Source organism: Alkalihalobacillus alcalophilus ATCC 27647 = CGMCC 1.3604, assembly GCF_000292245.2.
Lineage (GTDB): Bacteria > Bacillota > Bacilli > Bacillales > Bacillaceae_D > Alkalihalobacillus > Alkalihalobacillus alcalophilus.
Genome location: NZ_ALPT02000003.1, coordinates 96,366 through 110,308 on the forward strand (window position 1 = coordinate 96,366; position 13,943 = coordinate 110,308).

The 13,943-nt window shown below is 33.9% G+C and carries 16 protein-coding genes and 1 pseudogene; 2 read left to right on the forward strand and 15 right to left on the reverse strand.

Translation table 11 applies throughout. The annotated features are described in order from the left end of the window. Positions 1-44 precede the first annotated feature (44 nt). From BALCAV_RS01545 to BALCAV_RS01560, 4 genes are all read right to left on the reverse strand, one after another. A complete protein-coding gene (locus BALCAV_RS01545; protein ID WP_040323359.1) occupies positions 45-554 on the reverse strand; it encodes a GNAT family N-acetyltransferase in 510 nt (169 codons plus the stop codon). A 114-nt stretch (positions 555-668) separates the two neighbouring features. Then, complete coding sequence (locus tag BALCAV_RS01550; RefSeq protein WP_003321829.1) at positions 669-857, reverse strand: hypothetical protein; 189 nt, start codon at positions 855-857, stop codon at positions 669-671. A 126-nt stretch (positions 858-983) separates the two neighbouring features. Beyond that, complete coding sequence (locus tag BALCAV_RS01555; RefSeq protein WP_040323361.1) at positions 984-1,916, reverse strand: alpha/beta hydrolase; 933 nt, start codon at positions 1,914-1,916, stop codon at positions 984-986. 63 nt (positions 1,917-1,979) lie between these two features. After that, a complete protein-coding gene (locus BALCAV_RS01560) occupies positions 1,980-2,453 on the reverse strand; it encodes a hypothetical protein (RefSeq protein ID WP_152563025.1) in 474 nt (157 codons plus the stop codon). 682 nt (positions 2,454-3,135) lie between these two features. On the opposite strand from BALCAV_RS01560, the gene BALCAV_RS01565 reads away from it, so the two are divergent. After that, a complete protein-coding gene (locus tag BALCAV_RS01565) occupies positions 3,136-3,420 on the forward strand; it encodes a hypothetical protein (RefSeq protein ID WP_003321826.1) in 285 nt (94 codons plus the stop codon). Positions 3,421-3,628: 208 nt separating this feature from the next. Here BALCAV_RS01565 and BALCAV_RS01570 read toward each other — a convergent pair whose 3' ends face one another. The 10 genes from BALCAV_RS01570 to BALCAV_RS01615 all read right to left on the reverse strand — a co-directional run bounded on the left by BALCAV_RS01570 (position 3,629) and on the right by BALCAV_RS01615 (position 12,779). After that, positions 3,629-5,110, reverse strand: a complete 1,482-nt coding sequence (locus tag BALCAV_RS01570) for a plasmid pRiA4b ORF-3 family protein (RefSeq protein ID WP_003321825.1) — start codon at positions 5,108-5,110, stop codon at positions 3,629-3,631. A gap of 307 nt (positions 5,111-5,417) precedes the next feature. Then, positions 5,418-5,996, reverse strand: a complete 579-nt coding sequence (locus BALCAV_RS01575) for a DUF6037 family protein (protein ID WP_004429177.1) — start codon at positions 5,994-5,996, stop codon at positions 5,418-5,420. A gap of 16 nt (positions 5,997-6,012) precedes the next feature. Further along, on the reverse strand, positions 6,013-6,783 hold the full coding sequence (locus BALCAV_RS21040) for an HNH endonuclease (protein WP_004429179.1): 771 nt from the start codon (positions 6,781-6,783) through the stop codon (positions 6,013-6,015). A 447-nt stretch (positions 6,784-7,230) separates the two neighbouring features. Further along, positions 7,231-8,025 (reverse strand): DUF3800 domain-containing protein, encoded by a 795-nt coding sequence (locus BALCAV_RS01585; RefSeq protein ID WP_003321824.1) that lies wholly within the window; start codon positions 8,023-8,025, stop codon positions 7,231-7,233. Between the two features lie 457 nt (positions 8,026-8,482). Then, the gene (locus tag BALCAV_RS01590) at positions 8,483-9,298 is read right to left on the reverse strand and encodes a hypothetical protein (RefSeq protein WP_003321822.1); all 816 of its coding nucleotides are present in this window, start codon (positions 9,296-9,298) and stop codon (positions 8,483-8,485) included. Then, the gene (locus BALCAV_RS01595) at positions 9,288-9,746 is read right to left on the reverse strand and encodes a hypothetical protein (RefSeq protein ID WP_003321821.1); all 459 of its coding nucleotides are present in this window, start codon (positions 9,744-9,746) and stop codon (positions 9,288-9,290) included. Before BALCAV_RS01595 ends, BALCAV_RS01590 begins: the two co-directional genes overlap by 11 nt. Before the next feature lie 341 nt (positions 9,747-10,087). Further along, complete coding sequence (locus BALCAV_RS01600) at positions 10,088-10,468, reverse strand: IS3 family transposase (protein ID WP_003321819.1); 381 nt, start codon at positions 10,466-10,468, stop codon at positions 10,088-10,090. A 23-nt stretch (positions 10,469-10,491) separates the two neighbouring features. Continuing rightward, positions 10,492-10,770 (reverse strand): hypothetical protein, encoded by a 279-nt coding sequence (locus tag BALCAV_RS23480; RefSeq protein ID WP_003321818.1) that lies wholly within the window; start codon positions 10,768-10,770, stop codon positions 10,492-10,494. A 442-nt stretch (positions 10,771-11,212) separates the two neighbouring features. Further along, positions 11,213-12,382 (reverse strand): hypothetical protein, encoded by a 1,170-nt coding sequence (locus BALCAV_RS01610; protein ID WP_003321816.1) that lies wholly within the window; start codon positions 12,380-12,382, stop codon positions 11,213-11,215. A gap of 154 nt (positions 12,383-12,536) precedes the next feature. Continuing rightward, positions 12,537-12,779 carry a hypothetical protein gene (locus BALCAV_RS01615; protein WP_003321815.1) on the reverse strand — a complete coding sequence of 81 codons (243 nt, stop codon included), beginning with the start codon at positions 12,777-12,779 and terminating at the stop codon, positions 12,537-12,539. Between the two features lie 132 nt (positions 12,780-12,911). Between BALCAV_RS01615 and BALCAV_RS01620 the strand changes: the two genes are divergently transcribed. Continuing rightward, complete coding sequence (locus tag BALCAV_RS01620) at positions 12,912-13,364, forward strand: hypothetical protein (RefSeq protein ID WP_003321814.1); 453 nt, start codon at positions 12,912-12,914, stop codon at positions 13,362-13,364. A gap of 420 nt (positions 13,365-13,784) precedes the next feature. Here the strand turns inward: BALCAV_RS01620 and BALCAV_RS21935 are convergent. Then, positions 13,785-13,943 (reverse strand): annotated as a pseudogene (locus tag BALCAV_RS21935) (IS5/IS1182 family transposase); the annotation flags it as partial.

The following is a 13,943-nucleotide window of genomic DNA, read 5'->3' on the forward strand; positions in this document are numbered from 1 at the left end:
ATTAAAAAGAGTGACGAATAATGAAATAGGAAGAAATCCGTACCCTATAACCCAAACTCCTTTGCATAGATTACAGCCCCACTGATAGGCTTTGCATTCTCTTGTAATTGAATTGCCATAAAATTAACAGAAGGGATTCCCGCTGGAACTAATACTCCTAGTTTCTCTGCTGGAATATAGCCTAAGCGTGGGTAATACTTTTCACTTCCCAAAACAAGCGAATACTTATATCCCAATTCCTCAGCAATTTTATGCCCTTCCTTTATCAGTGCAGTTCCAATACCCTGACTTTGGAAATCTGGTAAAACAGATAACGGGGCTAACACAAGCACTGTGTCGTTCCCTACCTTAGCCTTTGTAAACAGAACATGTCCTGCAATCTCCCCATCAACCACCGCTACTAGTGATAATTCAGGTATAAATGCCTCACCTTCTCTTAAGGCCACAACTAAATCCTGTTCATTACCATCACTATGTTCCGCAACTTTAAAAGCATCTTTTACAAGATCATATACCTTATCGTAATCATTTTTAGTCTCTTGTCTAATTAACATTTTTTCCTCCAAATATGTTCTTGTTTGAACCGACAAAAGATCATCGGCAAGTTCAATGTTGAAATTCAAAAAAAGGATGGTCACTACTCCATCCTTTTAAAGTTCTATCATTAACTAATCAATCACACGTGCAACCTTCCTACCACAAGTCTTACATTCCCCCTTCAATACAGGGGCATATTCACCTTCTTCTATCGTATACTTCACAATTTCCGTTACACCACAATTGCTACAAAATACGTTTTTTACGAGCATTTCTCTAACATTTTGTGGGATAGAGAGCCATTTTTTTGCTGCTTCCATTATATTCACTCCTTTAGAGTTGGTTTAAAAGATAACTATTTAAAATCATGCCAAGAATGTCGATTTAAACTAGGTTGCAACTACATTTATCTCGACTTCATTTGTTAAGTTAGTCGATTTGGTGCCTTATAAATGTGTTTGAATCCACTGAATAATATCTGAAGAAACTTCTTCCTTATTTACTTCATTCAATAATTCATGTCTGGCATTTTCGTAAAATTTATATGTTACATCACCAATTCCAGCCTGCTTAAACCCTTGATAAGCTTGTAGCACACCTTTCGTATCATTCCCAACAGGATCAGCACTTCCCGAAATTAAGAAGATTGGTAAAGTAGAAGGGATACGCTTAATGTTTTGGGGACTATTTACCAGTTCAATCCCCTCAAGCAAATCACTGAAAAATCCGGTTGTAAAAACCCCTCCACAGAATGGATCTTCTATATATTTATTTACTTCCTTTTCATCACGGCTCAGCCAGTCAAAATCCGTTTGTTTCGGATGGAACGCTTTATTATAACCGCCGAAGATTAAGTTATTCATCCTAGAACTTGGTGTTTGGCGACCATGCTTTTTTATTTCCCATCTCGTGATCAACCTTCCTATTTTCCCACTTAATCCTAGATTCCCTCCAGTACCACATAAGATAACACCCGCAATTCTGTTTCCATGTAACTGGATATACCTCCTTGATAAAAAGGAGCCCATACTATGTCCAAAAATGAAGATTGGGACATTAGGGTTCTCCCTTTCTATAACAGATGTCAATTGGGCCATATCACCAGCTACCCTTTCAAATCCCTGTTCATCATCAAAATATCCAGACATCCCATTTAATTGTGCTGTCCTACCATGACCACGATGATCATTGCCATAGACTGAGAAACCCTCCGCTACTAACTTCTTTGCAAACTCATCGTATCTTTCAATATGTTCTGCCATTCCATGAGCAATTTGAACAATGGCACGTGGATTTTCCTCCGTAACCCACTTCCTTGCAAAAACCTTAAACCCGTCATTTATATCAAATGTAAAAGACAAATGTGTATTCACGCTCATAACCCCTTTTGTTATTTTTTTACAAGTCTGTTTTCGTAACCACTCTCTTTCTTGCATTACAAATTAATCTGTGTTAAATAATTCATCACCTGTTAACCATTCCAAGTCATCATCTAATTGAAGAATAGGTTCGATAAAACTACCATTAATAATTTTATAATCAGAACGCCTTCCACTAAAAAATTCATCATCGAAATCAAAGTAATAACTATTAAACCTTGTATGTATAGTCATGCTATAATCTAACGTTTTCTGGATTCTTTTATACTGATTTCTTATCGATATGATTGATTGTTCTTCGATTAAAGTATTAATCATTTCAGGATCATCAATCTGTAACCATAAAGGCTCATCTTCTACTCGAGAGTATAGATTAATATGAGTGATTTCATCAGTTTCGCTAATGTCTTCTGCTAACATTTCTCCAAATGAAGTTGTACTAATAAATCGAAACAATATTACGCTAATTAATAATCCAATTAAAATTAAAAAAATGACAATTAATTTCTTCAAAAATTTCACTCCTTTCCGAAGCACAGGGACCGAAGCACAGGGACGGTTCTCGCGCTTCTCTCCCCCTTTCCTTAGGGAGTGCCAACCTCCCACCAGCTTATGTAATTGCTATAAATAATCTAGCGGAGCCAACCATAACTGTTCGATAAAGTCTAGCAATCTTCGGGTCGTTCCTAGCACCAAAACTGTCGAATTGTTCTCGGGAGCTATACGTTTACTAATACGCAAAAGAGAAGCAGGAGAACCGTCCCCATGCTTTCTTAAAACTCTTCTGCTTTACCACTTACTTTGTATAATCATAATAACATATAATGGAATTAGGAAAGTGCGAGAATCACCCCGAGCTTCAATTTAAAGCGTTTATGATTCCCTTTACGGCTTTTACTCAATAGCTTTCATAGCGTATGTAGTTTCTATAACTAGTCTAGCAGAACCAAATTAATTTCTACTTCAGCCATCATCAGCAATTCTTTCCAATATTATGTTTGTTTGTACAGAGAAAATTCATGGCACTAAGGCCGTTTAGATGTATTTGCAAGCAAAAAAAGAGTATGATAAAAGAAATGAACATTATCCTTTATTCTCTTCAACCACCATTTTCCATCTTTTAAGAAAGTCCCGTTTTTATGTTAAGTGGTTTTTACATGATTTATCGTTAGAGAATTTAACTATAATTTACAATATATAAAATACTGGAGGCCCTAAAATGAATAAAGAAGCAGGATTAGTAGCAATAAGAGAAGTAACGAGAGAAGAGTTTGTTGACTTAGCTCAAAGTGAGATTCGTGAATTATTTGAAATTGAACATTTTAAAGTGATTGACGGTTCAAAAGGCGAAGAACTAAATCATTTTGTTTATAACATGGAAACTCACAGCTGTTATTTAATAAATATGGCTACGTGCTATCAATTAGTTACATCTTTCTATTGTGGTGGAAGTAAACCCTCTATCATTGAAAATTTAAATAAAATCGCTGCGTCAACTAAATAAGCAAAAAACCGAGAAAATAAATTAGGGAGCCTCATGAATAGGGCCCCTTTTTAGGTGTTTCCATTGGTTACACAACCATATTGATGAATACGTCTTCTACACCCTTCTAATGTTTCTTTTTACTTTCTGTGCAGTCGGCAAGTAACCTTGAATACCCTTTAAATGTATCATAGTTACATTGTTTTCAACCCTTTTATTTTAAACTCTCCTATTCGAACCATGATTCATCTTCTGCATACTGTTCAGGGGCTTTCCCTTTTCTTTCCTGAACAAATGGATTAAATGGTATGGAATCTACTTCCTGAATTTGCTCTACCTCGACAGTAAATTTCCACTCATGACCATAATCAAACAAATATAAGAAACGCTGCTTCGGGATCAATCCTAAACCACCTATTAGAATCTGATCTGCATTAGGATGCCCGTAGTCATCACCTGGAGAGGCAATGCAATCATTTGACCATTTTTCCCCGTCCATAAAAAATGAATAGAGATGGTCATCATCAAAACCGTAGGCACTTAAAATGATTTCGTGCAGATGTTCCATCGTATGTTTTCCTGTTAAAACAACCTTTCGCCAAAGCCCAGTTGATATTGAAACCTTAAACGTATAAATGCCATCGATAAATCTCCTTTTATTTCTTGGCAAAGTTCTTTGCAATTCTTCTTCTGGAAATAAAATCTTAAATGGCTGGAAAAATGGCTGTGAGCTTTGATCAACTTTCATTCTTTCCAAAATAGCATTGATTACTTCTTCTGGAATATCCGCAAACATCATTTTCTCCAGTTCAAGTTCAGTACCAGGGATCGGATTAATCTCCCCTTCTTCCCTCCTAAAAGCAATATTCCAAATATTTATATTTCGGTCAATTAGTAAAACCGGGATTACTTTCGCTCCAAAAGCTGTTCCTCTGATCGACTTAGCAAAATATTCATTCTTCCGAAAAGACATCTCGATTCGTTCTTGATCATTTTCACATTTCCATAATCCGAACCAATCAAGGTATAGAGACAAGGAACTAAATATATTAAGATATTTAATTAGAGATGATTCTCTTAAGTCACTATTTTTATTTAATGCTAGGTATTCTGAATTTTTCTGACTAAACAAATAAAATATATCCTGCAGTAGCACAGGTATCGGGAGCGGTTTATACCTTTGAGCAATAAGCTTTTCCCAATTTACATCAAGCCAAAAAGTTTCGAGCAGGAAGAAGTATTTTTCTGTATTCGATAAATCCTTGTATAATTGTAGCCGCTCCGTGCCCTTCAGCAGTAATTTCCCTTGTTTTTCAGAGACTTTCTCCAACAGATGGCCACTTAAAGCCAAATAATAGAAAAAGTGAATATATGGGTAATAGTCTTGCTTAGTATACCTTGTTGCGTGTTCGTTCTGAATCGTCATCCTATTATTTAAGTCTGGCAAATGTTTCTGTGAAATATATTCCTTTGTTTTTGTTAACTGAACCGGGTGATTTTCAATATAATTAATAAACCGGTCAAAATCACTTATTAATGTTATCGGAAAGGATTCCTTATTCGTGTCCTTTCCAGATTCCACTTCGAGATTTTCGATACTTGGCGAAGAATCAGTCCAATCCGATAATTCATCAAATGAAAGCTGTTCCGTTTCTTTATTTATGACAGGAGATTTCAAATTATTTTTCTTTTTGTTAATACCTTTTCCCAAAATTAATTCCACCTTTCTAGGAGCCGTTAGGAAGCACAGGGACGGTTCTCGTGCTTCTCTCCCCCTCCCTTTCCTTAGGTGTGCCAACCGCCCACCGTTTATGTAGTTTCTATAAATAATCTAGCAAATCCAACCTTTTAAACTTATTGTTAATTAAAGATAATAACCTCTTACTAACTTAATCTGTTCGATAAAGTCTAGCAATCTTCAGGTCGTTCCCAGCACCAAAAACTAAAACTAACGAACTTCTCAGAAGCTATCCGTTTACGAATTTGCAAAAGAGAAGCAAGAGAACCGTCCCCATGCTTCACACTTCATTAAGTTTGGTTAAATCCTCACTATTTGCTACATCGGTCCAACATGAACTAATATTTTTATCACTGCATACCTGTGCCTTTTCATCCCCAAATGCACTTTTTGTTTTCTCAAGATTTTCGGGTCTTACTTTTCGTCCAGCAGGGTTCTTATACCAACCAAAGAAATAAATTTTGTCTCTTTCTTCTATCTTTCTTACATCTGCCGCAATATTTAAGACCTCTGTATATTTTGGTCTTTTAGAAAACTCCGCTGGAACTTTTTTATTTAAAACCTCAAAAAAATCTTTTGGTTTAAATGTGTGATTCGGATCATATTTAAAATCAAGATAAGCAACCAGTTTATTGTAATCTTTTAGATAACTGCTTACTTTATATCCCTTTTTAATTTCCAACTCAAATACTTCTGGTTTTGTTCCAAGTGTTGTTAAATATAATCTATAAGGAATTACATCTACTAAAAATATACAGCTAAATCCTTTTCCGTTATATTCAAATGGAAATACTACCCTATCTTCACTTTTATTAATCATATCTTGATGCAAAACTCTTAATCCAGTAAATTCAAACATTCTCATTTCCCCCTTTTCAAAAATTAGTTTTAATCATCTGTTTTTTCATATAATCTAGAAAGCAATCAACAGGCTTATCATTCCACTTCTTACTATGTACTGCACGATGGCAATTTGCACATAGCATCATTAAATCTATTCCTTTAGTTATTCTTTCACCCATATATAATGGTAAAACATGATGGCCCTCTATAAAATCAATTCCATATGATTTTTTAAACGAGAAATTGCATGCCTCACAAAAAAGGCTACCATTCTTTTTAACAAATTCCCTTTTTGCGTAATTTACAATTACAGAATTACGTTCAACTTGATAGTGAATACGTTGTCGTCTTATCCCTTCAACTGCTTCTACCTTATTTGTCTTTTCATTATAAACAATAGAGAATCCACTTTCTTCATTTTCACTTATGAACTTAGTAAATGCTGTATGTAAGCTATCCTTAATTTCCCAAATAAATAATTTATCTTTGTAATATCCATTGTAAAAGTGACTCCAATAACGCTCCTTTTTACTTCTTTTTCTTATATCTTCAACAAAAATATATCCCTTATTTCTTAAATTCTTTACTGTTTCCACCATTGATCTGTTATAGGTCTGATATGGACGTCCAGTTATTTCTGATATTTGTTTTGCAGAGCCACTACCATCCATTTCAAACATTAAAGTATAAATTGCCTCCATTAAAATAGGCGAAAAACAATTATCCTCTTGTAACATTGCGAACCATTCATCAACGGTAAAGCTTTGTACATTTGTTGGATAGTAATTTAATGCCTCTTTCATTTCAATCACCCGTCCTAAATTTATTTATATTGCACTGCAGGAAGCACAGGGACAGTTCTCGCGCTTCTCCCCCCCCTCCCTTTCCTTAGGTGAGCCCACCGTTTATGTAGTTTCTATAAATAATCTAGCAAATCCAACCTTTTAAACTTATTGTTAATTAAGGATATATAAAGGATGTTCACTACTGCTCTGTCGATTTAAATAGCTCACTCCAAACATTATAGGCGAATTAGATATTGAAAAAATGAAAGTGGCATTAAAAGTGACATTAAGCCAACGTAGTAACAAAGAATAAAGTTTTTAGAGGAGAAAATGGATATAAAGAAGGTAACCATTGGGCTATCTTCTTTATTCGCTTTAGAATTACGATCTTGATTTACGAACCTGACACAGTGAAGTTAAATTATAAGGGTCCTTGTTAATCAAAAAAGGTTGAATTGTGCATTGCTATAAATGGTTTAGGTAATTGTTGAAGTCTAACTCATTTAATTCATAAGTATTACTCCATTCATAATACTTAATATTTTTTAGGAAGCTATGGAAGTTACTATCCTTTAATAACTTTATTACTAATGAAACCTGTTCTCTATTTTTTCTACTACCTTCGCTATTATTAAAGCCTGAGTTTTTAATTATCGTCCTAATCATTCCTAATAATAAATCAATTGTCTCAAGACCAACCTGTTGCTGTTTTGGAACATATTTACTGCTTTTAATTTTATAATTTTCTCCCCTATAAATAGCTTGTACATTTAATTGCTTAGGTAATGTTTCAGCCAACTGAACTTCTTTTTTTCTATATTCCTCAGCATCCTCAATAAAAATATGTGTATTAACCTGCAAATGTGTACCGAACTTACGCAAAAGCCCATACACAATTCGTTCTGGTAATTTCATGTATATAGATGAAAAGAACAGACTTGGATCTACATCTGTAAAATCTCTTGCATTCATCTTGATGATCGTTTGATCATAATTAAACACATTCATTTTTATTAATTCTTGATAGTTCATCATTTGTTTGATTATTTTCCAAATAGTATTTCTTTCCCTACTGTCACCCTTATAATCAACCCAATGTAACTTTTTATTTCTAATAATTTGATTCAGATCTTCTATTTCGCTTCTAAGATAAATTTCTTCTGGAATAGCTAATGCACCCATTAAATGAGGACGATCGCTACTATTTTTTCCACTTTCATCAAAAAAGATGTTTAAATTAAAGACTGTTTGTCCATTCATATACTAATACCTCTTTACAAAAGTTATAAAATCATACATAATAGTAACTAATAAATAATATACTAATTACATAACTCATCGTGCCATTGAATTAACGATGCGTTAAGTTTACTTAAAACTACTTGTGGAGCCCATGTATTTCCGCACGTAGTTTTTTAGTTTATACTTAATGTTGATAAAACGAATGCAGATAAAGTGTAACAAAACAATCTCCTGAAATTGCTGTGGATAAGCTGCCTCACAACCATTTTTGTGGACAAGTTTGTGGAGTAAGGTAGTTATCTTTGGATAAGTTCATTTGGATTATCATGAAAAAATAAGAGCGATCACTTGAAAGTGTGGATAAACTAAAAACTTAACCTTCCTTATTCAACCGGATAAAAGTCTATACTGTTTTTAAACTAGGCAATATTATCGTCCGCTTTTCAAAACACAATATAACATAGCCTATGTCCTTCTAAATAAACAATGGAGCTATCAGCTCATATAATTTTCTGCTACTTTCTACTGCTGTCACTGCCAAAGGTACCGTTTTTAATAAGTTTTGAATTGTATTAATAGCTGTCTTCAGAACTTCTTTTTTGGGTTTTTCTTCAGCTGTCTCAGTTTCAATAAGCTGAGCTTGAGATAATAAAATATTTTTTATATCCTTATTATTTGCCAACTCAATTTCAATATTAGCTTTCAGCTCAGTAATTAAACTTGCAATCTCCGATTGGTTTACCTGAATATTTTGTGTTGCATTTAAGGTACTGTTGTCATTTGATATGTTTACCTGTGCTTGACCTCCACTTACATTTATCATAAATCTACTCTCCTCATCATATCCCATATCTGTTGCAATATCAGATAAATAAACATTAATTCCATCTACAAAAGGCATTACAACTCGATTTCCAAATTCTTTTACCATATCTTGATACTTTTTGGAGGATGTATAACCCCAACCAAGTGCAGATGTTTGAACTGAAGTATTTTCACTGATATATTTCAAAATTTGGTATACATAGTTAATTTCCTGTTCAGGTGTATCACCAGTTGACAAAACAAGTCGACCATAACTTGCAGATACCTGCTTAATTTCGTCTTGCAAGTTAGGATATTCTACGAAAATACTTTTAATATATTCATTAATTATAGGCGTATCATCAATATATTCAATAAACATTTTAATAATTGAATTGATTTCATTATAATGAGCATTTAAAACTCTTGAAGCCATCTGTCTGAATTTTCTACTTGTTTTCTTTAATTCCTTTTTATTAATTTCCACTTTGCATTTCCCCACAAAACGGACAATATCCGCCTTCCATTTTTAAGTTTGGACTAATTTTAGCTTCCTTGTGACAACATCTATATGTTTGAACTTCTAAGTTATCTATTCTTGAAAAAATCGGATCAATAGAATCCTTTTTTATTTTTTGACCAGGTTTATATTTTATGTTTCCACCCTTGAATGTTTTACTTAATTTTTTGCTGAAATCATTAAGCAAATCTGATACATGGTTATTAGCCATTTTCATAGCTATATCAAATACCTCTTCAGTAATCAAACTGTCGGGAGTCAATCCGCAGTTTGGACACCAAATTTGAAGTTGTGAATCATCTTCAAAATCAGTAGGTGTCATTTTAAAAAACTCGCCACAAAGAGAACACTGTAGAAGAACAAATCCATCCAAATCCGATGGAATAGAAATATTAAATGTTACATCCTCCGACATATTAACAACTCCTTTCACCTTTTATTTGTAATAAAACTATTAAATTTACCTTATCATAAACTAAAACAAAAACATATTAACTTAATTAAAGAGAACGTTCACTATAAACCTTACTTTTTAATATCAGATTTCTAAAATTTTTGGGGGGTTCGTGGTTATAGTGGTTGATATATTCTTTTATTCCAAGTCTAGCTATTAAATATTGCAGGAACGCCTTTCGTAAAGGCTTGGTTCACTGCTGCTATGACAAATTCAATATCTAGTGATTGTTCCAGTTCCCATGAAATAATGTACCTTGAAAACCAATCAATAATGGCTACCAGATACATCCATCCTTTTTCTTATCGAATGTACGTTATGTCTGTTGCCCACACATGGTTTGGATGGGAAGTGGCCAGATTTCGTAGAAGGTAAGGATAGACTCGATGTTGATGATTTCGTTTACTAAGATTAGGCGCAGGTGAAATCCCTTGTAGGCCCATTTCTCTAATATGCCTTTGAACGGCTTTACGATTGATGATCAATCCCTGTTGATTAAGCACGGCTGTCATCCTACGAGAGCCATAGTAAGGAGTTTTTGTATAGATCTCATCGATACGGTGTTTGATCAAGATTTCTTCCGGATCTGGTGGAACAGGCTTATAGTAGAGACTTGAGCGATTCAACCCTAGTAATTCAGCTTGTTTCTTTAATGCGAGTTCTGAATCTTCCCATTCTATCATGGCTATTCGTTCTTCTCTAGGCTTTAAAGCCAGTTTTTTTTTAGCCACGATAGTTCCGTGGTTAATCGTCCGACTTCGGCATATAAGGTTTCAATCTGTTGTTCATACTCCTCCTTCATCTTGTCGGCCTTTTTAGTAGATGGATCAAAAGCTGAGGGTAACTGATCCAAAGCAGCTTTATTCCATTGCGTAATTGGTTTACATGAATCCCATACGCAGATGAAATTTCGTTTAAGGTTTTTTCTTCCTTGAGCATTTCTAGTACAACTTGAGCCTTGAAGTCTTTTGTATACCGTTTTCATTTCGTCATGATCTACCTTAAATTCTCCTTTCTGTGTGTCTGAATTTATGGGTCCATTATAGTCTTTCCACTGCGGTATCTTGTGTTTCCTTCGTTAAATTCAATGCAATGCAGAATTTTTCGTACACATCTACATCAACCGTAAAAGTTACACTTTTATCCACTGTTTACACATCCCCTTTACATTCACTATTTAGAAAATTACACCATATACATTTGTATTTTATAGATACTCATAAACTAATTTTGTATTTACTCATTACAGGAACATAATAAAAAACACCCTACATATATTTTCTGCAAGGTATCATATCCTGATAATGATTTGTTATTCACTTCTACTTGTCTACATATACGCTCATGCCTGATTTGAATTCCACCTCAAATCCGACATCGTGTACGTGTACCGTAATTTTCTCAATAAGCCTCCTTACCAACTGCCATCACGTAGCTTTAATTTCAAATATCATTTTGTCTAAATACTCATTTAAGTTTATTTCATCCTTTACTTTCTTCATTGCAATCTCAATGGCAATTGTTGCCGAACCAAGCTTATTTTGATTCTCATCTACAATACAAATTTGAGTGCTTTTAAAATTATCTCTTACGAATTCGTCATCATATATTGCAGAAGATAGTTGATCTAAGCATTGCGACGCATGAATTAATGATGATTCAACATCATGACCGATTTTTCCCCTTACATTTAAACAAAAAACCTCTGACTGCTCTTCTGTTGAATCAAATTCAAAACCAACGATTTGCAAATTGTGAATTATGTGCAATAATGATGATTCAAATCTGATATCAAAATTTACTCCCTCACCTAATTCCGCTACTATTTCCTCCATATAATTTAAGTAGGTTAATATCTGTGCTAATCTAATAGTTCTATAAATGTCCTGTGTCCAATAAACTATTCTGTAAAATGCTTCGATTGATATAGTTTGTGTCCGGATATTTGGTCTCCCATATTTAACTGCTATGTTGTCTTTGCTTAATATGTATGATTTATGAGCTGCGATATTTCTCCATTGATTTGTTGATACAGAATAAAGAGGATCTTCAAGAAATAAATTAACATCTTTTTTGAATTGATTTGGAAAATTTCTTATTAAATTTCCGAAATCAGAATCTGAATTATCAACAACGGTTTGATTCAACTTTAATTTAACTAATTTATCTAAGAGCTTAAATCTTGGTTTAAATACACCTTCAAGAGTTTCGTCAATAATTTTAAAATAGGAAGTTATTTTATCTCTTTCTGAAAGAGTTGCAATGTCTGGTTGGGTTAGAACATTCGTCATCCACTTTGAATCAGTTCTTGAAATATCATTAAGAGACTCAGCAAATATTTTAATTGCTAGTTCCTTGTTGGTGTTTAAACACTCCTTGTAAAAATCAAATGTCCACTCAAATAATCTTAAATACTCTGGCTTTTCACTCAATCTTATGTAATTGATAATTTCAGTCTTTAATAGATCTTTGTTCTTTTCTAAAATAGTATCGCTTATGAAATACTTACCTAGCTTTAGCTTTATCAAAGCTTTCCAATCATCTACTGAAAATTCTTTTGAAAGTTTCAGGTCCTCATAAATTTTATCTCGTCTCAAATTGACCTCCCCCTCATATAGTCTAACAATCCCTCTCTGAATGCTTGTCCTCAATCAATATATATTTCTTTTTCATCAGTACTCCTATATATTTCCAAAAGGGTCTTGTTTGAAAAATATGCATAAACTTTTCTCCAGCCAATTAATTAAAATCTTATCTCCCATTCAGCTTTTCCTGCTCAATAAAATAATCCAGTGAAATCCCATAATCATTACAACCAGCAGGAAACATTTTATCTGCTTCTTCTATTGGCATTCCATAAGTATCCTCACTATTATCCATTCTAGTACCATGCCCGGTGCACACATCTCCAAAATTAAACTCACAAGTAGAGCAATTCTGCTCAACAAGCTTATCTCCAGGATTTGCTTTCATTTTTCTTAACTTATCCTCCATTTTCACTTATCCTTATAGAGCGTGTTCAAAAAGTCCTCAAATTTCAAAAAAAATAAAAATGCACCTTAATAAAAAATGGTAAAACGGGAGTGACCAAACAACCAAAAATACCAATTTGCGAGGTGCATTTTCATGGATTTGCAGTTAGAACTGCTTCCTTACCATGACTATAACACACTCGGATTTGGTGCTGAACTCCTTGATTATCTAAATTTGGTCGATGATTCGATCGTTTTGGATCAAGTGGGCCCCCTTTATAAGGAGGGTGGGCGTCGTCCAGTCGATCCGAGAACCTACTTTCGGATGCATGACCTTTATTTTACTCGTCCAGAAATCACGTCCTTTCGTCAGCTTTGTAAGCAACTTGTCGATCCTAAAAATCACGCTTGGCGCAACTTCATCGGGACGCCGAACATAAAAGATGTGCCTGTCCTAGGTGTGGCATCACATCTGTTAACTACTTCTCTTGTCGTAGATTTATTGCAAAAATACTCAATTTCATCATTACTCTGTCTATCAAGAATAAACTCTGTTGTTTTTACTTGGTCTTGCCTTCTTGTCTTGACTCCAATTCTGAGTAGCTGAGTATTCGTGTCTGGATGGGCTTAATTCACGCTTATCTCACCCATGATATAGTGTAATTTACTGAACCTACGTCATATGCTTCAGACCATCTATGAGATATAATTTCCCTACAACTTTCAACCCTTATTTTATCATTCGCAAAAATCTTAAAAATATCTAATAGAAATAAATTGACAAATATCGAAATCAGTAGTACAAATATTCCAACAAAAAATACTTTTTAGTCATGTAATAACCACTCCTTTCTAACTAAAAATTTTGCAAATAATAGCTGATTTTATTTAAAAGTCAATCATTACCTTTGTGTTATTTTTTTGTACTATTGCTATGTTTTTTTTATAACTGAATCAATTTCATAAAACCTATCTAAAGAAACATACAAGGACCCAATTTTCATGTTCTCATTTTTAAAAATGGAAATTACACAGCTTGAATAACCTCTTTTTCAGATAAGGACTTAGCTATACGATCACACGCGAGTTTTGCTCCATTATAAACCAATTGCGTCAAATCAAAATGAACTTTTGCTCGCTTCCCCGTTCGATAACGAACATTATTTAACTGGAAGAACTCCTTGAA

Excerpts from the sequence above, each read along its gene's own strand:
- BALCAV_RS01565 (WP_003321826.1), top strand. The coding sequence starts at position 3,136 with ATGAATAAAGAAGCAGGATTAGTAGCAATAAGAGAAGTAACGAGAGAA.
- BALCAV_RS01600 (WP_003321819.1), bottom strand. The coding sequence starts at position 10,468 with ATGATAGAATGGGAAGATTCAGAACTCGCATTAAAGAAACAAGCTGAA.
- BALCAV_RS01545 (WP_040323359.1), bottom strand. The coding sequence starts at position 554 with ATGTTAATTAGACAAGAGACTAAAAATGATTACGATAAGGTATATGAT.
- BALCAV_RS01575 (WP_004429177.1), bottom strand. The coding sequence starts at position 5,996 with ATGTTTGAATTTACTGGATTAAGAGTTTTGCATCAAGATATGATTAAT.
- BALCAV_RS01595 (WP_003321821.1), bottom strand. The coding sequence starts at position 9,746 with ATGTCGGAGGATGTAACATTTAATATTTCTATTCCATCGGATTTGGAT.
- BALCAV_RS01550 (WP_003321829.1), bottom strand. The coding sequence starts at position 857 with ATGGAAGCAGCAAAAAAATGGCTCTCTATCCCACAAAATGTTAGAGAA.
- BALCAV_RS01620 (WP_003321814.1), top strand. The coding sequence starts at position 12,912 with ATGGATTTGCAGTTAGAACTGCTTCCTTACCATGACTATAACACACTC.
- BALCAV_RS01615 (WP_003321815.1), bottom strand. The coding sequence starts at position 12,779 with ATGGAGGATAAGTTAAGAAAAATGAAAGCAAATCCTGGAGATAAGCTT.
- BALCAV_RS01585 (WP_003321824.1), bottom strand. The coding sequence starts at position 8,025 with ATGAATGGACAAACAGTCTTTAATTTAAACATCTTTTTTGATGAAAGT.
- BALCAV_RS23480 (WP_003321818.1), bottom strand. The coding sequence starts at position 10,770 with ATGAAAACGGTATACAAAAGACTTCAAGGCTCAAGTTGTACTAGAAAT.
- BALCAV_RS21040 (WP_004429179.1), bottom strand. The coding sequence starts at position 6,783 with ATGAAAGAGGCATTAAATTACTATCCAACAAATGTACAAAGCTTTACC.
- BALCAV_RS01555 (WP_040323361.1), bottom strand. The coding sequence starts at position 1,916 with ATGAGCGTGAATACACATTTGTCTTTTACATTTGATATAAATGACGGG.